This is a genomic window from Sphingomonas albertensis (genome assembly GCF_014358075.1).
GTDB lineage: Bacteria > Pseudomonadota > Alphaproteobacteria > Sphingomonadales > Sphingomonadaceae > Sphingomonas > Sphingomonas albertensis.
Genome location: NZ_JACONT010000003.1, coordinates 70,492 through 90,986, shown reverse-complemented (window position 1 = coordinate 90,986; position 20,495 = coordinate 70,492). Strand labels below are relative to the sequence as shown.

General features: G+C 65.3%; 23 protein-coding genes and 1 other RNA gene. 10 read left to right on the top strand and 14 right to left on the bottom strand.

All coding sequences use genetic code 11. From position 1 onward, the window contains the following. Window positions 1–41 precede the first annotated feature (41 nt). A complete protein-coding gene (locus H8S47_RS02645) occupies window positions 42–470 on the top strand; it encodes an ExbD/TolR family protein (protein ID WP_187502377.1) in 429 nt (142 codons plus the stop codon). Between the two features lie 200 nt (window positions 471–670). After that, window positions 671–1,030, top strand: coding sequence for a tetratricopeptide repeat protein (locus H8S47_RS02640; protein WP_187502376.1), 360 nt, complete (start codon window positions 671–673; stop codon window positions 1,028–1,030). A gap of 740 nt (window positions 1,031–1,770) precedes the next feature. On the opposite strand, the gene dcd is transcribed toward H8S47_RS02640, so the two are convergent. Further along, complete coding sequence (gene dcd / locus H8S47_RS02635) at window positions 1,771–2,325, bottom strand: dCTP deaminase (RefSeq protein ID WP_055878967.1); 555 nt, start codon at window positions 2,323–2,325, stop codon at window positions 1,771–1,773. 245 nt (window positions 2,326–2,570) lie between these two features. Here dcd and H8S47_RS02630 point away from each other — a divergent pair, with 245 nt between their 5' ends. The 3 genes from H8S47_RS02630 (at window position 2,571) to H8S47_RS02620 (ending at window position 5,872) form a co-directional block, all read left to right on the top strand. After that, window positions 2,571–3,260: an N-acetylmuramoyl-L-alanine amidase gene (locus tag H8S47_RS02630; RefSeq protein ID WP_187502375.1), complete on the top strand. Its 690-nt coding sequence runs from the start codon at window positions 2,571–2,573 to the stop codon at window positions 3,258–3,260. Window positions 3,261–3,456: 196 nt separating this feature from the next. Then, an RNA gene (gene rnpB, locus H8S47_RS02625) (RNase P RNA component class A) lies at window positions 3,457–3,841 on the top strand. Window positions 3,842–3,889: 48 nt separating this feature from the next. Then, on the top strand, window positions 3,890–5,872 hold the full coding sequence (locus H8S47_RS02620; RefSeq protein WP_187502374.1) for a hypothetical protein: 1,983 nt from the start codon (window positions 3,890–3,892) through the stop codon (window positions 5,870–5,872). Between the two features lie 162 nt (window positions 5,873–6,034). Here H8S47_RS02620 and H8S47_RS02615 read toward each other — a convergent pair whose 3' ends face one another. Both H8S47_RS02615 and H8S47_RS02610 read right to left on the bottom strand, forming a co-directional pair. Then, entirely contained in the window at window positions 6,035–6,673 is a 639-nt protein-coding gene (locus H8S47_RS02615; protein ID WP_187502373.1) for a carbonic anhydrase, read from the bottom strand. Beyond that, the gene (locus H8S47_RS02610) at window positions 6,670–8,250 is read right to left on the bottom strand and encodes a SulP family inorganic anion transporter (protein WP_187502372.1); all 1,581 of its coding nucleotides are present in this window, start codon (window positions 8,248–8,250) and stop codon (window positions 6,670–6,672) included. The genes H8S47_RS02615 and H8S47_RS02610 overlap by 4 nt, the downstream gene beginning before the upstream one ends. A 227-nt stretch (window positions 8,251–8,477) precedes the next feature. Between H8S47_RS02610 and H8S47_RS02605 the strand changes: the two genes are divergently transcribed. Further along, window positions 8,478–9,017, top strand: coding sequence for a J domain-containing protein (locus tag H8S47_RS02605; RefSeq protein WP_187502371.1), 540 nt, complete (start codon window positions 8,478–8,480; stop codon window positions 9,015–9,017). Continuing rightward, the gene (locus tag H8S47_RS02600; protein WP_187502370.1) at window positions 9,014–9,322 is read left to right on the top strand and encodes a thioredoxin domain-containing protein; all 309 of its coding nucleotides are present in this window, start codon (window positions 9,014–9,016) and stop codon (window positions 9,320–9,322) included. Before H8S47_RS02605 ends, H8S47_RS02600 begins: the two co-directional genes overlap by 4 nt. A 135-nt stretch (window positions 9,323–9,457) precedes the next feature. Here H8S47_RS02600 and H8S47_RS02595 read toward each other — a convergent pair whose 3' ends face one another. From H8S47_RS02595 to H8S47_RS02555, 9 genes are all read right to left on the bottom strand, one after another. Then, window positions 9,458–9,865 carry a SufE family protein gene (locus H8S47_RS02595; protein WP_187502369.1) on the bottom strand — a complete coding sequence of 136 codons (408 nt, stop codon included), beginning with the start codon at window positions 9,863–9,865 and terminating at the stop codon, window positions 9,458–9,460. A gap of 197 nt (window positions 9,866–10,062) precedes the next feature. Beyond that, the gene (locus H8S47_RS02590) at window positions 10,063–10,302 is read right to left on the bottom strand and encodes a hypothetical protein (protein ID WP_187502368.1); all 240 of its coding nucleotides are present in this window, start codon (window positions 10,300–10,302) and stop codon (window positions 10,063–10,065) included. Window positions 10,303–10,314: 12 nt separating this feature from the next. Next, window positions 10,315–10,563: a hypothetical protein gene (locus tag H8S47_RS02585; RefSeq protein ID WP_187502367.1), complete on the bottom strand. Its 249-nt coding sequence runs from the start codon at window positions 10,561–10,563 to the stop codon at window positions 10,315–10,317. 35 nt (window positions 10,564–10,598) lie between these two features. Then, window positions 10,599–10,910, bottom strand: a complete 312-nt coding sequence (locus H8S47_RS02580) for a bZIP transcription factor (RefSeq protein WP_187502366.1) — start codon at window positions 10,908–10,910, stop codon at window positions 10,599–10,601. Window positions 10,911–10,922: 12 nt separating this feature from the next. Continuing rightward, window positions 10,923–11,141, bottom strand: a complete 219-nt coding sequence (locus tag H8S47_RS02575; protein WP_235982562.1) for a hypothetical protein — start codon at window positions 11,139–11,141, stop codon at window positions 10,923–10,925. A gap of 89 nt (window positions 11,142–11,230) precedes the next feature. Then, window positions 11,231–11,614: an envelope stress response membrane protein PspC gene (pspC, locus tag H8S47_RS02570; RefSeq protein ID WP_187502365.1), complete on the bottom strand. Its 384-nt coding sequence runs from the start codon at window positions 11,612–11,614 to the stop codon at window positions 11,231–11,233. Window position 11,615: 1 nt separating this feature from the next. Next, window positions 11,616–11,903 carry an envelope stress response membrane protein PspB gene (gene pspB, locus H8S47_RS02565; RefSeq protein ID WP_187502364.1) on the bottom strand — a complete coding sequence of 96 codons (288 nt, stop codon included), beginning with the start codon at window positions 11,901–11,903 and terminating at the stop codon, window positions 11,616–11,618. Window position 11,904: 1 nt separating this feature from the next. Next, complete coding sequence (pspA, locus tag H8S47_RS02560) at window positions 11,905–12,570, bottom strand: phage shock protein PspA (RefSeq protein ID WP_187502363.1); 666 nt, start codon at window positions 12,568–12,570, stop codon at window positions 11,905–11,907. A 52-nt stretch (window positions 12,571–12,622) separates the two neighbouring features. Then, window positions 12,623–12,766, bottom strand: a complete 144-nt coding sequence (locus tag H8S47_RS02555) for a hypothetical protein (RefSeq protein WP_181321087.1) — start codon at window positions 12,764–12,766, stop codon at window positions 12,623–12,625. A 171-nt stretch (window positions 12,767–12,937) separates the two neighbouring features. Between H8S47_RS02555 and pspF the strand changes: the two genes are divergently transcribed. Next, entirely contained in the window at window positions 12,938–13,975 is a 1,038-nt protein-coding gene (gene pspF / locus H8S47_RS02550) for a phage shock protein operon transcriptional activator (protein WP_187502362.1), read from the top strand. A 61-nt stretch (window positions 13,976–14,036) separates the two neighbouring features. On the opposite strand, the gene H8S47_RS02545 is transcribed toward pspF, so the two are convergent. Beyond that, on the bottom strand, window positions 14,037–15,245 hold the full coding sequence (locus H8S47_RS02545; protein ID WP_187502361.1) for a cation:proton antiporter: 1,209 nt from the start codon (window positions 15,243–15,245) through the stop codon (window positions 14,037–14,039). A 246-nt stretch (window positions 15,246–15,491) separates the two neighbouring features. On the opposite strand from H8S47_RS02545, the gene H8S47_RS02540 reads away from it, so the two are divergent. Then, a complete protein-coding gene (locus tag H8S47_RS02540; RefSeq protein WP_187502360.1) occupies window positions 15,492–16,412 on the top strand; it encodes a right-handed parallel beta-helix repeat-containing protein in 921 nt (306 codons plus the stop codon). Window positions 16,413–16,604: 192 nt separating this feature from the next. Here the strand turns inward: H8S47_RS02540 and H8S47_RS02535 are convergent, their stop codons facing one another. Continuing rightward, the gene (locus tag H8S47_RS02535; RefSeq protein ID WP_187502359.1) at window positions 16,605–18,248 is read right to left on the bottom strand and encodes an alkaline phosphatase family protein; all 1,644 of its coding nucleotides are present in this window, start codon (window positions 18,246–18,248) and stop codon (window positions 16,605–16,607) included. A 108-nt stretch (window positions 18,249–18,356) separates the two neighbouring features. Between H8S47_RS02535 and H8S47_RS02530 the strand changes: the two genes are divergently transcribed. Next, entirely contained in the window at window positions 18,357–20,396 is a 2,040-nt protein-coding gene (locus tag H8S47_RS02530; RefSeq protein WP_187502358.1) for a protein-disulfide reductase DsbD family protein, read from the top strand. The last annotated feature ends 99 nt before the right edge of the window (window positions 20,397–20,495 follow it).

Genomic DNA, 20,495 nt, shown 5'->3' with positions numbered 1-20,495 from the left:
AACGCTGACGGTCGCTCGGACGTATTTAGGAGTAGCATAGAATGGCAATGAGCGGCGGCAAAGAAGATGGCTCGCCGATGATGGAAATGAACATGACGCCGTTGATCGACGTCCTGCTCGTTCTCCTCATCATGTTCATCATCACGATCCCCATCCAGACGCACGCGGTGAAGGTCGATCTTCCGGTCAACAGCCCGAACCAGCCGCAGAACCCGGTCAATCCCGAGAAGAACAAGATCTCGATCGATGCCGCCGGTGTTATCGCGTGGAACGGTGCGCCGGTCGACGAAGTCACGCTGCGCCAGTATCTGGATCAGTCCGCCGGCATGACGCCCGAGCCCGAACTCCACTTCCAGCCTGATCCGCAGGCGCGGTACGAAGTGGTCGATCGTACGCTGGCCGTCATCAAGCGGTCTGCGATCACGAAGCTCGGCTTCATCGGCAACGAGCAGTATCGCAACGACTTCTAAGTCGCCTGCGTACAGTATCGAACGTCCAAAGGGCGGTCCTCCGGGGCCGCCCTTTTTTTCTTGTGTGCGACGGCTTGGGGCCGCGCGCTGTGACCGGCAGCGAAACTTGATCAATGTACTTGTATGACAGTCATCGAAGTGACACACCGTTGTCACAAAAATGAAACCTTCCGATCGGCGAAGGTCAGTGGAGATGAGAGATGCGCAAGTCCGTCCTGTTCGTTCTCGCAACCCTTGGCGCGGCAACGCCGGCGCTGGCGGCCCCATCCGCTAACCAGGATCGCACCGGCTACACGGCCATCGCGGCGGGCGACCTATCGACGGCGGAACAGCGCATCGTCGCCGAGCGGAAGATTTTCCCGCAGCGTCCCGAACTGATGCTCAACCTGGCGTCGGTATACCGCCGGACCGGCCGCGACTCGGAAGCCCGGGCGCTGTATTCTGCGGTTCTGCAGCGGCCCGCGGTCGCGATGGACCTGCCGTCGGGTGCGGTGGTTTCGTCGCACGATCTCGCGAGCCGCGCGCTGGCCCGTCAGACGCAGCAGATCGCAACTCGCTGATCCGTCGTCGCGCGGGAGCATCCGATCTGTCCTCTCGCGAAGGCGGGGCCCCAATTTAGGTCCTGCCTCCGCGAGAGCACGAAGAGTGGGTGGCCTGGGGGCTTGAAGCGCTCGCCGAGCTTTTTGAGACGGCGTGCGGGTCGAAGAGCGTTCGCCTCAACTGGGGGGCTTCTGGTTCCGCAGCCTGCGTTCCCAGGCGTAGTTCGCTTCGGGGCATCATATTTTGCAGCCTCCAGTCTACGAAGGCCGGGTGGGCAAAACTTGTAAGCTGAGCGTTCCGCTCCGTTATCGCGACCGTTCCGGTTGAACCCTAGCTTCGCCGGGATGGCCGGGGGGCATGTTTGGTGGCGTGGATCCCGGCAATCCGCGTGCGAGCAAAATCGGATTCTATGTTTTTACGGGGCGGAGAACGGCTAGTTGGGCCGGCACCCTCGGGCGTAGCCCCTCCTCGCTACGCACCGTAGGAGCGGTAAACGGATCTATCAGCGAATCTTTTCGTCATTGCCCTATACTTCGGCTGTGGAATGCCAGTCACAACTCGTTGGCGATAACCGCGGGCTGACGCGTGACTTCGGCGTTCCGGCCGAGGCGCGAGGCTGGGCGTCGAACGCGGGTGTTCAAGTCGACGAGCCTGCAATCTTAGCTTCAGCCCCAGCCAACGTGATGATCTCCCGCGTTCAAGCCCGAACGACGAACAAAGCCCGGACGACTGGCACCGGCTTCTCACGCAGTCCCCGACCTTACAACCGCGGCAACGTCACCCCGCGCTGCCCCATATATTTGCCCGCGCGGTCGGCGTAGCTCACTTCGCACGGCTCGTTCCCTTTGAGGAACAGGAACTGGCACGCTCCTTCATTAGCGTAGATCTTGGCCGGGAGCGGCGTGGTGTTGGAGAACTCCAGCGTCACATGTCCCTCCCATTCGGGCTCCAGGGGCGTCACGTTGACGATGATTCCGCAGCGCGCATAGGTCGACTTGCCGAGGCAGATCACCAGTACGTCGCGCGGGACGCGGAAATACTCGACCGTGCGGGCGAGCGCGAAGCTGTTCGGCGGGATGATGCAGACGTCGGTCTTGCGGTCGACGAAGCTGTTCGCCGCAAAGTCCTTCGGATCGACGATCGCGCTGTCGACGTTGGTGAAGATCTTGAACTCGTCGGCGACCCGGGCGTCGTAGCCATAGGACGAGAGCCCGTACGAGATGCAGCCATCGCGGCGCTGCGCTTCATGGAACGGTTCGATCATCGCATCGCCCAGCGCGCGCTCGCGGATCCAGCGGTCGGACATCACGGACATGGCAACTCCCTTTTTCGGGAGCGGCTTTCGCGCGGATGTCGCCCGACGGCAAGAGGGGCAGGCGGAAAGAGCGTAGGTGCGTTCCACGGCGCGGCTGTTTCGCGGACCGCGCGTTGGCTATTGATGCGGTCGGGCGGTGGCGTCACAATGCGGCGTCGCAATCGTCATGATCGGGCTCCACGATCGGGCGCCATGATCGGGACTGCGCCGTCGGAGCAAGCCCGGCGGCTCGAAGGGAAGCTGGCTTGAAGTTCATCGAGACACCGTCGCCCAATTTCGACGACCGCACGCTGCCCGTCACGATGATCGTGTTGCACTATACCGGCATGCAGGACGGCGCGTCGGCGATCGCACGGTTGCGCGATCCCGAAGCGAAGGTGTCGTCGCATTACCTGGTCGAGGAGGACGGGACGGTCCTGCGGATGGTGGCGGAGGACAAGCGCGCGTGGCACGCGGGCCGCTCGCACTGGCGCGGGATCGAGGACGTCAATTCGGCGAGTGTCGGCATCGAGATTGTCAATCCGGGGCATGAGTTCGGCTATCGTCCTTTCCCGCCGGAGCAGATCGCGTCGGTCGTGGCCCTGGTCGCGGAGATCAAGGATCGGCACGAGATCACGCGTGGGAATATCGTTGGCCACTCGGACATCGCCCCAACCCGCAAACGTGACCCGGGCGAGCTGTTCCCCTGGCACGAACTGGCACGGCGCAGGCTGGCGCTGCCGCGGCCAACCAAGAATTTGATGGATCCGGGCTGGACCGAGGGTGGTTTCTGCCTCGCGCTCGAGCGGTTTGGGTATGACGTGGAGAACCGGATGGCCGCGACGATGGCGTTCCAGCGGCGGTTTCGACCCGAACTGGTCGATGGCGAGGTCGATGCGGAATGCCGGTGCATCCTACTTGCGCTGTTGCTGCCGAAGCCAATGGGGGACGACTGAGGTCTTCTTCCCTCCCTGGAGGGGAGGGGCTTGGGGGTGGGTTGGGTTCCGTATCACGAGACGGTCGCGACCAAAGCTGGCCGACCCACCCCCGACCCCTCCTTTTCAGGGAGAGGAGACCGTCGCACTTACGGGCGAGCATTTTGGCCACGAAAACGGTGGTGCATCCGACCCACCCGCGCTAGGGCTCGCCTCGCCAGAGGGTCGGGCGGCCGCGGGTGTCTTTACGACACGCGAGGAAAGTCCGGGCTCCGCGAAACGACGGTGCCGGGTAACGCCCGGCGAGGGTGACCTCAGGGAAAGTGCCACAGAGAGCAGACGGCCAACCCTCGGCGCAAGTCGGGGCGGTCAGAGTGAAAGGGTGCGGTAAGAGCGCACCGCGCGCCTGGTAACAGGGGCGGCACGGCAAACCCCACCGGGAGCAAGATCGAATAGGGGTGGCACATGGGCTTCGTTTCAGCTCGTCACCCGGGTTGATTGCTTGAGGCGGCGGGCAACCGTCGTCCTAGAGGAATGGTCGCCTAACTTTCGACCGAAGGGTCGGAAATGGACAGAACCCGGCTTACAGACCCTCTGGCATCGTTCCCCGAACCATTGCAGACTGCGACGAAATTACGTCGGGGGAAGTGATGCGTATCGACAGGGCTGGGTTGATCGGCGCGGGCATGATGGCGGTCGCCGTCGCGACGGTTCAGATGGCGGCTCCGGTCACGGCGCAGGCTCCTGGAACGACGGTGCAGCAGGATTTCGATGCCGCCGCCGCACTCGATGCGAAGGGGGATAGGCCCGCGGCGTTGGCGGCGTGGGAAAAGCTCGAGGCACGTACCAAGCCGGGCTCGCGCAGCCGCGGCATCGCGCTGATCCGCAAGAGCGCGGCGCTATTCAAGCTCGATCGATCCGACGATGCGGTGACCGCGGCGCGGGCGGGACTGGCATTGTTGCCCGCGACCGACCCGACGCTCGCCGAGGATCGTTGGCGAGCCTTTTACGACCTTGGGATCATCGCCCAGAACGCGCTCGACTATGCGGGCGCGAGCGACGCCTATGCGAGCGCGGAGGCGGCGGGCGGCACGCCGTCGCTGAAGGCCGCATCGTTGCTGGCGCTGGCGGAGACGAGGACGTTTACCGATCCCGCCGCCGCAGAGGCGGCGCTGGCCCGTGCCGATGCCCTGGTGAAGACCGCTCCGGCGGATGCCAGGGTGAAGGCCATGATCGCACGTCGCCATGCGATCCTGTCGCTCAATCGCGGCGCATACGAGCCGGCGCGGGTCTATGCGATCGACGCGGTCAAGCAACTCGGCGGGCTGACGTCCCAGACCGATTCGAACGACGTATCCGCGCGCTCCGACGCGGCGATCGCCTCTCTGCTGGCCGGCAAGGCCGACGACGCGCGGCGGTATATGGCGATGACCGGTGCGGGGCGGCTCACCAAGGGCGAGTTCGACCCGGCCGTGCAGATGGACGTACCGCCGTGTGGGGGCGAGGCCGATCTGCGCCCTGCGGACATGGCGGTGGTCGAGTTCACGATCGGCGACGACGGCGTGGTGAGAGACGTCTCGCCGATCTATGCGGCAGGCGGCGGTGCCGTCGCGCTGGAGTTCGCACGGGCGGTCCGCGACTGGTCCTGGACGCCGGAACAGGCAAAAGCGTTACCGGCATTCTTCCGGCGCAATGTCCGGATCGAGATGCGGTGCTCGACCTTGTTCGAGCGACCGTCGATCGGCAAGTTCCTCGATTCCGACATGGCGACGTGGCTCGAATCGAAGGGGCTTTCGCTGCCGGCCGAGGAACGTGGGGCGGATGCCGTCGCGGTCGTCCGCCAACGAGCGGCGCTCGCTGCCGCAGAGGCGAAGTCCGGACCCAATTCGCTCGCGACGCTGCCGCCGCTGTATCAGTTGGTCAATAATGCGGTCGTCGGGCGCGAGGAGTCCAACGTGTTCGCGAGGCGCGCACTGGCGATTGCCGAAGCGCAGGGCGCGCCCGCATCGGCAAGGCTGCCGCTCGATATCAGCGTGCGCGTGACGGCCAGTGCGGACAGCTGGAAGGACGGGGCGTTCACCCGCGCCGTCACGCCGCTGCTGTCGATGCCGGTCTATGCGAACGATCCGAAGGCGCGGTCGGCGATCCTGTTGCTGATCGCCGAGCGGACCAGTGCGCGAAACCGTCGTGCGGTACTGTTGCAGCAGGTTGCGGACGAAAAAGGACTGGCTGCGAACGATCCCATGCGTGTCGGGGCGCTGATCCGTCTGGCCTCGCTCCAGCAACAGGCAGGCGATACGGCGATGGCGCGCGCGACGTTCGACCGGTCCGGGCTGGCGGCTAGCCAGTGTGCGATCCTCGACGCGCCGCCACGGTTCCTGTCGGCTGGCGGCGTCTTTCCGAACGAGGCGCAGGCTTGGGGTTTCGAAGGGTGGACCAAGACGCAGTTCGACGTCGGCGCCGACGGCAAGGTTCTCAACCAGCGCGCCGTGCTGAGCTACCCCCCGTTCGTGTTCACCAAGGCCGGCGTGCAGACGATCGCGGGCGCACGGTACACCAAGACGTTCCGGCCCGATGGCGGCGTCGGCTGCGGCGGCCTGTCGCAGAGCGTGCGGTTCAAGATGCCAGGGTAAGGGTTCTGATGTTGTCCTCCCCTGGCGGGGGAGGGTGGGCGTCAGGCTGATGCAGGGGGAGGTAAGCAAAAACCTCTGGCCCGTATCCTCCCCCTCCGTCTGGCAAGCGCCAGCCACCTCCCCCTGGCGGGGGAGGATTGGGGGTATTGCAGCCCTCTCGGCTTACACCAGCACCTTGTCCGGCCGGCCGACCTCTTCGAGCACGGTCTTCGAATCGATTTCCATCATCGGTTTGATCAGGCCGTCGCGGATGTCGTAGACCCAGCCGTGCAGGAGCACTTCCTGCCCCCGGGCGAAGGCGCCCTGGATCGTCGCGGTGCGCGCGAGCCGGATCAGCTGGTCGCGGACGTTGACCTCGACCAGCCGGTTGACCTTCTGCTCGCGGTCGGGCTGCGCGTCGATCTCGTCCGCATGGTCGTGCAGGACGCCGCGCGCGGTCGAGAGCCAGTCGTCCACGGCGCCGCTAGTGCCGCCGTCGAGCGTCGCGCGGATCCCGCCGCACGCATAATGGCCGCAGATGATGATGTGCCGCACGCCGAGCACATCGACCGCATATTGCAGTACCGACATCAGGTTCATGTCGTCGTCGTTGACGAGGTTGGCGATGTTGCGGTGGATGAACATGTTGCCGGGCGGCGTCATGGTCATCTGTTCCGGGCTGACGCGGCTGTCCGAACAGCCGATCCACAGGAACTCCGGGTTCTGCCCGACCAGCTGGCGCTGGAAGAAGTCGGCGCTTTCCTCGATGATCTCGGCCGACCACGCCTTATTGGCGAGCAGGAGCTGCTTATACTGCCTCATGCGAAACGAACCTCGGTCTGGGGGGCGTTGATCAGCTTCACCGTGCGAAGCGCGAGATCGCCGCGGATCACCACGGTGATGCCGCGGTATTGCGCGCCCTTGATGAACGCGTTGATGATGTCGACGTTGTCGAGATCGACATAGCTGGTCGACGAGAGATCGATCAGCAGGTTCGCATTGTCCGGCACGCGATCGAGCGACTTCTGCAACTCGTATTTATGGATGAAATACAGGTTGCGGCGGGCCCGGACGAGGCAGTCCTCGTCGTCGCAGGCGAAGGTGATCGCGGTGCGGAAGTTGCGCGCGACGACGAACACGAAGCCGACGGCGAGACCGATCACGATGCCTTCGAGCAGATCGGTGAACAGGATGGCGACGACGGTGACGACGAACGGGATGAACTGCGTCCAGCCCTGCTTGAACCGCTCGGTATAGAGCTTGGGTTTGGTCAGCTTGTAGCCGGTCGCGATCAGCACCGCGGCGAGTGCCGACAGCGGGATCATGTTGAGCACCGCCGGGATCAGCGCGACGCTGACCAGCAGCCAGAAGCCATGCAGCATCGTCGACAGCTTGCTCTCGGCCTTGGCGTCGACGTTGGCGGACGAGCGGACGATGACCGAGGTGACGGGCAGGCCGCCGATCAGGCCGGAAAGGATGTTGCCGCCGCCCTGCGCCATCAGCTCCCAGTTCTTGTCGGTCGAGCGACGGCGAGGATCGATCTCGTCGACCGCCTTGACGCTCAGCAGCGATTCGAGGCTGGCGACGATCGCGAGCGTGACGGCGCTGCTCCAGACGATGCCCATCGTGATCCCCGAGAAATCGGGAAAGGTGAACAACGACGGGAATTGCGACAGCGTCTGCGTAATCGGGACCTGGACGAGATGCGTCTCCTGCAGCTGCCAGTCGGCTTTCACGACGCCCAGCAGCATGTTGCCGAAGATGCCGATCAGCACGACGACCAGTGGGCCGGGCACGAAGCGAAGCGGGCCGTCCTTCGGCTTGGCGCCATCCCACCAGAACAGGAAGGCGAGGCTAAGGCCGGCGATCAGGATGGCCCCGGGCGTCACGCTGGCCGAGAGACTCTCGACGATCCGGGAGAAGGTATTGACGCCGTTCGCGGTGCTGAATTCGAAGATGCCCACGGCTTCACGGTCGAAGCCGACCGCGTGCGGGATCTGCTTGAGGATCAGAATCAGGCCGATCGCGGCAAGCATGCCGGTGATCACCGACGAGGGGACGAACTCGCTGAGGATGCCGGCGCGGGTCAGCGAGAAGCAGATCTGGAGGACCCCGGCGAGCACCACGGCCATCAGGAACATCTGGTAGCTCGGCATGCTTTCGATCGCGGTCAACACGATCACCGTCAGGCCGGCAGCGGGACCGCTGACCGACAATGGCGACTTGGAGAACAAACCGACGGCGATGCCGCCGACGATCCCCGATATGATGCCGGCGAACAGAGGCGCACCCGACGCAAGCGCGACGCCGAGACAAAGGGGTAGCGCGACGAGCGCGACGACGATGGAGGCGGGAAGATCCGCGCGCCATGTGGTGAGCTTTGGAATAAGAGTCGGCACCGATGCTCCTGTCGCTAAGGTGTCGGCTGGGAATACGTCCGACCCGGACGCGTCTATCCATGCCACATGACAAATAGTTCATGTTCAGTAAGCGATGAACGGTGACTGACTCAAGGTGGAATGTCGCGGCACGGACGATTGGTGCCAAACGGGTCGATTTCGGTATCGACTAGCTAATACTCGGTGCGCGGTTGCGTTGTCGGCCGGGACGCCTATCTCGGGCCGCTATGGCGAGAAGCACGACACGTTCGTCCGATTGGGGATTTCCGCGCTGGCGCGAGTATGGCGCGAGCTCCGAAGCGGTGACCGTTCGGCTGTGCGATCGGCATGGCTGCAACGAGCCGGGCAATTGTCCCGCACCGAAATCGCCGAACAGTCCGGACCGCTGGTATTTCTGCATGCACCATGCCGGCGAATATAATCGCGGCTGGAATTACTTCGAAGGCTTGAGCGCGGAAGAGGCCGCCGAGCGCGAGGCTGCCGAAACACGGACCGCGGACGGGTATACCGATCCTAAGCATTACGCCTGGGCCGGGTCTGGCGACGGCAGCCGGTCGCGCGACGAGATGCGCGCGCTGGAGGTGCTGGACCTGGAACCCGACGCGACGTTCGAGGATGTCCGCGCGGCGTGGCGGCGGATGGCTAAGGCGAACCATCCGGATGTGCGGCCCGGTGACAAGGACGCGGCCAAACGCTTCCAGGGCGTGCAGGCGGCATATGAGGTGCTGAAGGCGGCCGAGGATCAACGGACGTGGAAGCCGGCGTGATCCGCGTTCTTGCCAGCCGCTGGCAAGGAAGCGTGCTGGTCTGCGGGAAATGTTCGAAGAAGCTTGGTGGCGGGTTCGGCGACAAAGGGCGTACGCCGCTGGTCAAGCTGTTGCGTCAGGCGCTCGGCGTGAAGAAAGGCCGCAAAGCGGATCGCGGGGTCGTCGAGGTGAAATGCCTCGGAGTGTGCCCGAAGAACGCGGTGGTGGTGGTGGACGGCGCGCATACCGGACGATGGATGCTGGTGCCGGCTGGGACCGAGGCTGATGAGGTCGTCGCGAGCCTGACCGGGACCGGGCCTGCTTGAACGATCCTCCCCCGCCGGGGGGAGGTGGCTGGCACTTTCCAGACGGAGGGGGAGGAAAGGGAGAACCGCTGTTCCGTGTCCTCCCCCTCCGTCGCCTTCGGCGCCACCTCCCCCTGGCGGGGGAGGAGCGAAATTTTACCCCGCGTAGCGCTCGGCTGTTTCCCGGATCAATGCGATCATGTTCGGGATTCCCTGCGTCCGGTTCGAACTCAACTGCTTGCTCAGATCGAACGGCGCGAGTTCCGCCTTGATATCGGTCGCGACGATCTCGCCGGGCGCCTGATCCTGCACCGTCAGCAAAACCAGCGCGATGATCCCCTTGGTGATCGCGGCGTTCGAGTCCGCCAGGAAATGCAGCCGGCCATCGTCGGTGGTGGTCGGATACACCCACACCGACGCCGAACATCCGCGCACCAGCGTCGTATCGGTTTTCAGCGCATCCGGCATCGGCTCGAGCTCTTTGCCGAGATCGATCAGCAGGCGGTATCGATCGTCGGGTTCGAGGAAGTCATATTCCTCGCGGATGTCGGTGAGGGTGGCCATGGAAGCGGCGGTAGCTGGTCGAAGGTAGCGCATCAACTACCTGATACGACCAACCCCCAGCATTTGAAGTCCACCACCCCGGCGAAGGCCGGGGCCCAATTGGAGAGGTGGGTATAATGACGGGCTAACTTCGTCATAACCGTGCCCCAATTGGGCCCCGGCCTCCGCCGGGGTGGTTCTTTTCAACGGTTAAGGCCTTACAAATCCACCCCGGCGGCGATCGCCTCGAGCTTCTTGATGCGCTCCTTGAGGTCGGCGATCTCGATCCGCGATCCGGTCGATACCGCGACCGGCATGCCGCCGTCGTGCATCTGGCCCAGCTCCATCCGCCGCAGCGAGAGCCAGCCGCGCCATCCCGCCAGCCCGCCGGCGACGATCATCGCCAGCCCCGCAAGGCTCGCCAGCGCCAGGATGATATAGACGTTGGGTTCGATCATGTCCGCCTCCTCTTAGCGGTCGCGGAGCCGCTCGATCTCTCGGTCGAGATCGACGCTCTTGTGGTTGTCGGTGATCACGCGCTCCAGCACCTGGATGCGCTCCTTCATCTGCTGCACTTCGTCGCGCAGCCGCGCCGCCTCGGGGTCGTTCATCAGCGAAGCGCCTTCTGCATGTCGCGCGCTCTTGTGCCGCGATTTGACGATGCCGGCGATCATCACGATCAGGACGATCATCACGACCATTACCTGTCCACCATTCATGATCTTGTCTCCTGTGATAGCGTTCGGGCGACGGCTCAGCGGTCGCGGAGGGCGTCGATCTCGCGGGCGGTGCGCTCGGCGGGATCGGTGGCGATGCGTTCGAGGACCGCAATCCGTTCCTCGAGACGGGAAACCTGCCCGGTCAGTCGCTCGTTCTCGCTGCTGAGCAGTTCGACCTTTCGCTCGCCCGCCGGGTCCTGCTTCTGCGAGCCACCCCAGTTCATGGTGTTGCCCCAGTCGTCGCTCGGCGGGTAGCCGTGCTTGGTACGGATCCAGTTGTTCGCGATCCATCCGATAGTCGTGATCGCGATGATCGCGAGCACGAACCCAGGTCCACCCCATCCCATATCAGTATCTCCTTAGTTCGGCTGGAGGCGAAGCGCCTCGATTTCGCGTGCGGTGCGCTCGGCGGGATCGGTCGTGATCCGTTCGAGGGTCTGGATTCGCTCCTGCAAGCGGTCGATCTGGCCGGTGCGCCGTTCGTTCTCGCTGTCGAGCAGCTTGATGCTGCGTTCCGCGTCCAGGTTGGCGGCCTTGACCGCGATCCGCGCCTTGCGGCGACCGAATGCTTGGATCATCAATGTGGCGAACGTACCAAACATCGTGCCCAGTATAAATCCAACTTCCGGTGGCATGGTCTTTCCCCCTTTTTCATCGACGCCGCGTCTCAGCGCAGGCTGTCGATCTCTGCCGCAAGGCTGGTGCTATTGCGGCTGGTGTAATGCGTCTCGATGTCGGCGAGGCGGCGGTCGATGTCGCGGAACTTGCTCCGGACCTCGGCGGTCGAGCGCTTCGGGTTCGAGCGGACACCCTGCCAGAACTTCGCGTCGTCGGGCGTCTCGTACAGCCCGATTGGCTTGGCGTGCCCCATCCAGGCGACCAGCCAATAGGCGAGCAGCGTCCAAGGAAAGCCGCCGGCGAGCGTGAGCACGACCATCGCGACGCGGACGAAGAGCACGTCGATCCCGGTATAATCGGAGATCCCGGCGCAGACGCCCTTCCACTTGGCATTCTGCTTATCGAGGTAAAACTGCGTGCGGCTGCCGGACATTTCAGTTCCTCCGATCAGAAGTGCGGTCGGATTGCTGGTCCGACAGATACGGCGATTGCGTGGTGCCGAGGCCCGGCTTCCAGTCCGGATTGTCGGCGGCGATGATCCGTTCGACGGTCATCACGCGGTCTTCGAGGCGGCGGGCGAGCATCTGCATCTCGTCGAGCAGCTTCTCGTCTTCCTCGGTTATCCGCGGCGCCTGCTTCCACTTGGTGATGTAGTGCAGGATCACCCACGGCAGGCCGATGAACAGTACCGCGCAGACGAGAACGGGGGTCAGGTCATCCATCTCAATCGTCCTTCTTCATGCGCGCCTTGAGCGCGGCGAGCTGGGCGTTGACCTTGTCGTCGCTGCGCAGCTCGGCGATTTCCTCTTCGAGCGTCTTGACGACGCCGAGCCCCATCGCATCCGCGCGGCCCTCGGCCTCGTCGACGCGGCGGTCGAGGATCTCGAAGCGGCTGAACGCCTCGTGCGTCTTCGGGCCGTTGTACATTTCCCGAAGCCGGGTGCGGTTGTTCGCGCTTTCCAGCCGGGTCTGCACCGCGTTCTGCTTGGTGCGCGCCTCGCGCAGCTTGGTCTGGAGCTTGGCGATGTCCTCTTCCGACGCGCGGAGCGCATCGTCGAGCACGCCGACCTCGGCCTTGAGCTGCTCGGCCATGTCGAACGCCTTCTGGCGTTCCACGAGCGCGGCCTTGGCGAGGTCCTCGCGGTCCTTGCTCAGCGCCAGTTCGGCCTTCTCGGTCCAATTGTCCTGGAGCTGCTCCAGCTTCGAGATATGGCGGCGCATCTCCTTCTGGTCGGCGATGGTGCGCGCGGCGGAGGCTCGAACCTCGACCAGCGTCTCCTCCATCTCGAGGATGATCATGCGGATCATCTTCGACGGATCTTCGGCCTTCTCGATGAGATCGGCGAAGTTGGCGGCGACGATGTCGCGGGTGCGGGAAAAGATGCCCATGTAAATCCTACTCCAGGGGTCGGCCCGAGGCTCTCGGGGAGCCGTCGGGGTCTTATGCCACGATTGCGGTATGGACCGCGATGGGCGTTGCGTTGGTTGCGATTGCCGGACCGACCGCGCCGAGCACGCAGGTCGCGCTGACGACGATGGTGCAGAGGGTGGCGGCGACGGTGCGGGCGATGTTGGTGTTGAACATGGTGGGTCCCCTTTGAGGTTGGTTGGTTCCGCTATTCGGCGGTTGCCTCAAGCACTGCATCTGTCGTGCCAGTTTTGAAAATGGCCGAATTGCAGGGGTTTGAGCGATTTTGCGTGTTGGGTGCCGCCCGTAAGCTTGCCAAGAGTTAGGAATTCGCGCCACATCTTCGCCATGGAGCGAACCACACAGGTCATCGGCGAGTCCGGCACGTTCATGGCGGCGCTGGAGCGCGCGTCGCGGGCGGCGGCCTTGGACCGACCTGTGCTGGTGATCGGCGAGCGTGGTACGGGCAAGGAACTCGTCGCCGAGCGCCTGCATCGCCTGTCGCCGCGGTGGGACCAGCCTTTGGTCATCATGAACTGCGCGGCGTTGCCCGAGACGCTGATCGAAGCGGAATTGTTCGGGCATGAGGCGGGCGCGTTCACCGGTGCAACCAAGGCGCGGGTAGGGCGGTTCGAGGAGGCAGATGGGGGGACTTTGTTCCTCGACGAGCTAGGCACGCTGTCGATGGCGGCGCAGGACCGCCTGCTGCGCGCGGTCGAGTACGGCGAGATCACCCGGATCGGCTCGTCGCGGCCCATGCGTGTCGACGTGCGGATCGTCGCCGCGACCAACGAGCATCTCCCCGACAAGGTCGACCGGCACGAGTTCCGCGCCGATCTGCTTGACCGGTTGTCGTTCGAGGTCGTCACCTTGCCGCCTCTACGCGCGAGGACCGGGGACGTGGTGGTGCTCGCCGAGCATTTCGGGCGGCGCATGGCTTCGGAGCTTGGACGCGAGCGCTGGGAGGGGTTCGGCCCCGCGGCGATGGACGCGCTGATCGCGTATCGCTGGCCGGGCAACGTGCGTGAGTTGCGCAACGTCGTCGAGCGCGCGGTGTATCGCTGGGAACAGGCCGGGCCGATCGATGCGATCGAGATCGACCCGTTCCAGTCGCCGCACCGGCCGGGGGCGTCGACTGCGCCGAAGCCTATGGTTGTGGCTCCGCGTTCAGCCGAACCGGAAGACGGCGAGGACCCGGTCGTCGCCTGCGAGGAGGGCCCCTCGGACTTCAAGTCCCGCGTATCCCGCTTCGAACGCGACCTGCTCTCGCGCGCGCTATCGGAACACCGCTTCAACCAGCGCGCCACTGCCGAAGCGCTAGGGCTAAGTTACGACCAACTCCGCCACGCCCTGAAACGCCACGACCTGCTCAACGCGGGCGCCTAACCCCGCGACTGCTTCCCCCTCCCTGGAAGGGAGGGGGAAGAAGATGTGCCGTCGTTCAGCGTCAGGCACTCTTCCCGACCAGCCCTGCCAGCTTCTTCAACTTCGGCGCAACCATCGGCACCGTCAGCATCGTGCTCGCCAGCGCCATCAGCAGCAGCGCGGTGAACGTCTCGTTGGTGATGATCTTCTTATCCAGCAGGATGTTGACGAAGATGATCATGATCAGCGCCTTGGTCTGGAGCAGCCAGCCGATCGCCGACGCCTCGCCCGGACGCCATTTCAGGATCCGACCGGCTGCGTGAACCCCCGCCAGCTTGCCGCCGACCGAGGCGACCAGCAGCAGCGCCGCCGCGCCGAACACCGCAAAGCCACCGACCGCCCACTGCGTCTTCAACCCCGTCGACAGGAAGAACACCGGCATCACCGCGAGCAGCACGAAGTGGCGGAACTGGTCCATTCTGGCGGTCGTGAACCATTTCGAATCGAGCACCGCGCCCGACAGGAACGCGCCGACCATGAAGTGCAGCCCCGCCCAATCTGCCGCGAACCCGCATCCGGCCAGCCAGATCAGGCTGACATACCAGCGATCGCGCTCCTCGATCATCCCCATCAGCTTGCGAACCAGCAACGTTGCCACCGCGAACCCAACCAGGAAGCCGCCCTGTCGGCCGACGCGCTCCCAGTCGAGCAGGATCAACGCGAGCACACCCCAGATCGCGATGTCGTCGAGGCTGGCATAGCGCAGGATACGCTGGCCGATCGGCTGGCGCAGCACGTCGAGCTTTTCGAGGAACAGAACAAGGATGGGGAGGGCGGTGACGGCGCAGGCCATGCCGATGCCGAGCACCACTTGCCACGTCGCGCCGTCCGGTCCGCGCCAGCCGGGGTAACGCAGCATCAGCGCTGCCGCGATGCTGCCGGTGATCAGCGGCACCGCGAGCGCGAGTCCCGCCGTCACGCCGGTTTCGCCCCGCCGCTTCCAGGCCTCGCCGAGGTCGAGTTCGATCCCCGCGACCCAGACGAACATCATCACCGCCCACCACGCGACTCCGTTCAGCGATCCCATCGTCGCGGGGGTGAAGATCGTCGCATAATAATCGGGATACGCCGCGCCGAGCGAGCCCGGCCCGAGCAGGATGCCACCGATGATCTGCACCACCACTAGCGGCGCCCAGTAATCGGTCCGCCCCAGCCGCCACACCAGATAGGGCACGGTGAAGATGATGAGCATCGCAAGGAGGAAGACCTCTGTCGGCGTCATGGCGTGCATGTCATCCCCCCGCGCACGGTCGGTTCCCCCCGCCGGCTTCGTTACGGTAGCGGTATTATGCCGCGCGGAGAGCCGCGGCAATACGCGACCGTGTTTGCCTGGCGTGCCGAGATTGACCGTCCACCCTTGCGCCATTCCGGGACAGGTAGGACGCCGGGGACCGTTGGGTGCGCCGGGCAGCGATGGTATTCGCGAGCGACACAGGGCCTGCGGCGCGCACGCACCGGGGCCGCGAGGGGATTTACCATGAAACGATCGTTGCTTGCACTGGCGCTGCTGTCCGTACCGTCGCTGGCACAGACCAACGCGCCGTTCACCGTCAACGGTCGCGGGTTCGGCTCCCTCCAGGACGCGGTGTCGTCGATCCAGCAAGGGACGGCGACGATCCTGATCGCGCCGGGCACGTATCGGCAGTGCGTGGTGCAGGCTGGTGGGCATATCACGTTCAAGGCCGTGCAGCCGGGCACCGCGATCTTCGAGAGCGTCGCGTGCGAGGGCAAGGCGGCGTTCGTCCTGCGTGGGCTGGGCTCGGCAGTCGATGGCATCGTCTTCCGTGGCTACAGCGTGGGCGACGGCAACGGTGCGGGTATCCGGATCGAGATGGGCAACCTCGCGGTGACGAACTCGATGTTCCTGAACAGCCAGGAAGGCATATTGGGCGGCGGCCCCACGACCAAGCGGATCACGATCGATCGCTCGACCTTTTCCGGGCTGGGCCAGTGCGACGTGTCGCCGGGCTGCTCGCACGCGATCTACCTCGCCAACGACGGCAGCGTGACGGTGACCAATTCGCGGTTCGAGCGAGGCACCGGCGGGCATTACGTCAAGCTGCGCAGCCCGACGGTGACGATCACCGACAACAGCTTCGACGATACCGGCGGGCGCAAGACCAACTACATGATCGACCTGTCCGATGGCGGCACCGGCCTGATCGCGCGCAACACGTTCGTGCAGGGCACGCACAAGGAGAATCACAGCGGGCTGATCGTTATCGCGGCGGAAGCGAAAACGTATCGCTCTACCGGGTTGCGGATCGAGGCGAACGATGCGCGGCTGTCGCCGGGGGACACGACCAGCCCTGCATTCGTCGCGGATTATAGCCACGACAAGCTGGCGATCGGCGCGAACCGGCTTGGGGCCGGGCTGCGGGCGTTCGAGACGCGGTGACGGGGCTATTGGCTGACACCACCACGCCATCCTGACGAAAGTCAGGATCTACAGCCACTCAGGAGGGGGCAGGATGACGGGCGAGGGGGGAAGGCGTCATGCTCGAGCAAGAGATCGTTCTCCGGCGAAGGCGGGAGCCTAGACTGGACTTCCGTCTTCGCGGGAGAACATTGATGTGAGCGTTAGCCGACCTCAGTTAGCGCAGGTGCTCGCAGCCCCCGGATCGAGATCGAGACACCGTCCGTCCAGCCCGCTCACTGGCAACCCGATCGTCGCCGCCAGTGTCGGCACGATGTCCACCGTTTCCACCGAGAGCGGCTGTTCGAACCCGCTTATGCCCTTGCGCCAGAACAGGATCGGCACGCGGCGGTCGTAATCCCACGGCGAGCCATGCGTCTCGACATAGCCGCCCGCCGGCGACACGATCGTCGTCACGCGCGGCTTGAGCAGCACCACCAACTGCCCCGACCGCTCCGGATAGAACGACGCGCGCGCCCGTTCGATCAGCGTCCAGGTCTCGGGCGGAGTCTTCGCCATCGGCGTCGCCATGATCTCGGCGGCGGAGTACGCCCCCGCGACCTGCGGTAGCGCGCGATAGCGGCGCAGCGCCTCCACCAGCACCTTCGCGCGCGTCTTTTCCGGCAGCGAATCGTCGATATACACGTCGCCCTCGGTCCCGAGCAGTACGCTACCCGCCAAGCCCATGTCCTTGGCGATCGCGGTGCCGACCTGCTTGGCCAGCACGTTCTCGTCCATGTGCGCCTCCATCGGCATCGCCCGCTGCTGCTGGCGCTCGGTCGCGTCGTGCGCGCCGTGATCCGCGGTCAGCACGACCTCGTAATCGACTCCGGTCTCATCCATCACCGCGAAGAAATCGCCGAGCGTCTTGTCGAGTTGCGCCATCTGGATGCACATCTCCGAGCCCTGCGTGCCGTAGGTGTGGCCGATATAATCGGTTGCCGACGCGCCGATATCGATGATGTCGGTCTGCTGCCCCTTGCCGAGCTTCATGTCCTGGATCAGCGCCGCCGCCATCGCGAACACTGCGGCATCCGAGGCCGGCGACACGCGGAACCCCTTTGCATCGCCCGCCTCGCGCTCGAAGCGCCCCTGGCCGTAGGTCTTGCCCGCGATCACGATCGGATGGTTCACACCCGCACAATAGCCGGGCAGCGGCAGCGCCGCCTGCGGCTTGGCGATCATCGCGGCGACCGCGTCGCGCGTGCGCTGCACCGCCGGCGGCACCGCGCGCCCCGCATAGGAGACGTACGTCTTGCCGTCCCACCACCACAGCTCGTCGACCTTGTGGCCGCCCATCATCACCGCCGCGCGATCCTTCCCCGCGACCGACACCGAGCGCGTCCGCGGATCGCGCGCCTTCATCATCTCGCCGAGCGTCGGCACCTTTAGATGCATGTCGGACACGGTGTAGCTGTCGTGCGTGCTGCCGGTGACCCGCTCGTCCTCCGAGCAATAGACGATCTTGTCGGGCCGTCCCGCGCGCTGGTCGACCCAGTTGTTGGCGATGATGCCGGTATGCGCGGGCCGCATGCCGGTCAGGATCGTCGAATGGCCGGGGCACGTCTCGGTCGCGGCGTGGCTCTGGTAGCCGCTCGGGAACACCGCGCCGTTCAGCAGCCGGGTGAAGCCACCGGTGTAATGATTGCGATATTGCTGGAACAGGTCGGCGGCGAACTGATCGACTGAGATCGCGACGATCAGTTTTGGCGGGGTCGTCGGAGTCGGGGCAGGCGACGCGGCTGTCGGCGCTGGTGAAGTCTGGGCGGATACCGATGCGGCCGTGGTCAGGAGCAGGGCGGCGATAAGTGCTTTCACGAACAGTCCTTTAGCCAGCGACGTCCCTCGAACGAGGCCGTCGCTTTGAAGTGCAATACGACAAGGTCACCGCTATGGCTTTGCGCGATGAACGAAACAAGGATGGCCATGCGCAGTTTACGTTGCGTCCTGATGACGGTCTTGCTGGCCGTCTGCGGGCTGGCGAGTGCGCCCACGCTTGCGGAATCGCTGAACGGCTCGAGCCAGCATCTGATGATGAAGCTGGTCGCCGAAAGCGATCACCCCAAGGCCGGCGCGGCACTGACGATCGCGCTGGCGACGACGCCCGAAACCGGCTGGCACGGCTATTGGCGCAACCCCGGCGACGCGGGTTTTCCGGCGACGTTCGACTGGACGCTGCCCGCGGGCGCGAAGGCGGGCGAGCCCGAATGGCCGGTGCCGACCACGCTGCTGATCGCGGGCCTGATGAACTACGTCTACGAAGCGCCCTATGCGCCGCTCGTGACGATCCAGATCCCGGCGGGGCTGGCCGCGGGGGCAAAATTCCCGATCCGGTTGAAGACGAGCTATCTGGTGTGCTCGGCGACGATCTGCGTGCCCGAGGAGCAGGCGTTGTCGCTCGACCTGACCATCGGCGACGGCGCACCATCGCAAGCGACGGCGTTCGCAGGCTGGCGGCAGGCAATCCCCAAGCCGCTCGATTCCGGCGCGAGCTATGCGGCGAGCAACGGCATGATGCGGATTGCCATTCCGTTCCCGGCGAGCGCGAAGGCCGACAAGGCGTATTTTTTCCCGGTCACCACCGGCGTGATCGAGAACGGCGCTGCGCAGAAAGTGACCCGCGAAGGCGACCGGCTGACGATCGAGACGAAGGTCGCGGCCAACGCGAAGACTAGCGGACCGATCGAGGGCGTGCTGCGGATCGGCGACGGGCAGGGGCTGGGCGTCAAGGCGACGCCCGGTGTCGTGGCGGATAGCGGTTCGAGCACGCCGAGCAGCGAAAGCATCTGGCTGACCGCGTTGATCGCCTTGGCCGGCGCGGTGCTCGGCGGGCTGATCCTTAACATCATGCCGTGCGTGTTCCCGATCCTCAGCCTCAAGGCGCTCAGCCTCGCGCGCGGCGGTGCAAGTGAGAAGGACGCGCGCGGCGAGGCATTGGCCTACACGGCCGGCGTCGTGCTGGTCTGCCTCGGGCTCGGCGCCGCGATCCTGGCCCTGCGCGCAGGCGGCTCGGCGGTCGGCTGGGCGTTCCAGTTGCAGCATCCGGCGGCGATCGTCGTCCTGTTGCTGTTGAGCGTGGCGATCGCGTTCAATCTTGCCGGGCTGTTCGAGGTGCCGACGCCGCGCTTTGCCGGTGAAAGCGGTGCGAGCGGGGCGTTTGCGACCGGTGCGCTGGCAGCTTTCATCGCGACGCCGTGCACCGGGCCGTTCATGGGCGCGGCGCTCGGCGCGGCGCTGGTGCTGCCGTGGCCGGCGGCGCTTGCCGTGTTCGGTGGGCTCGGGATCGGCTTGTCGCTGCCCTTCCTCGCGATCGGGTTCATTCCGTCGTGGCGGCGGTGGCTGCCGAAGCCCGGCGTCTGGATGGAGACGTTCCGCCACATCCTGTCGGTGCCGATGTTCCTGACCGCAATCGCGCTCGGCTGGGTGCTCGGGCGCCAGACCGGCGTCGATACGCTGACGCTGGCCTTGGTCGCCGTGCTGGCGGTCGGCGCGGTGCTCTGGGTCGGTGGCACCCGCCAGCGCAAGGGCAAGTCGTTCGGCGTCGCGGTACAGGTCGCGCTGGCCGTGGTGTTCGTCTGCAGCGCGGTTCTGATCGCGCGCGCGCCACCGGCGGCGGCCAAGGTCGCCACCGCCGGCGACGAACCGTTCACCGAGGCCCGGCTCGCGTCGCTCCGCGCGGAAAAGCGCCCGGTGTTCGTGTATTTCACTGCCGACTGGTGCCTTACGTGCAAGGTTAACGAGAAAGCCGCGATCGACACGGCGGGGGTTCGCGACGCGTTTGCCAAGCACAAGGTCGCGGCCTTGATTGGCGACTGGACCGACGGCGACCCGGTGATGGGCCGTTTCATCCAGGCCCATAACCGCGCCGGGGTGCCGTTGTACCTGTATTACGCGCCGGGTGCCGCGGAGCCGATCGTCCTCCCGCAGGTGCTGACGCCGGGCTTGCTCGAAGGGGTGGGCGCTTAGGCTGATTGCCAATCCCCCCCCCCCGAGGGGGAGGTGGCGCCGAAGGCGACGGAGGGGGAGGGGGCGATAAACGCCGTTGCGTGTCCTCCCCCTCCGACT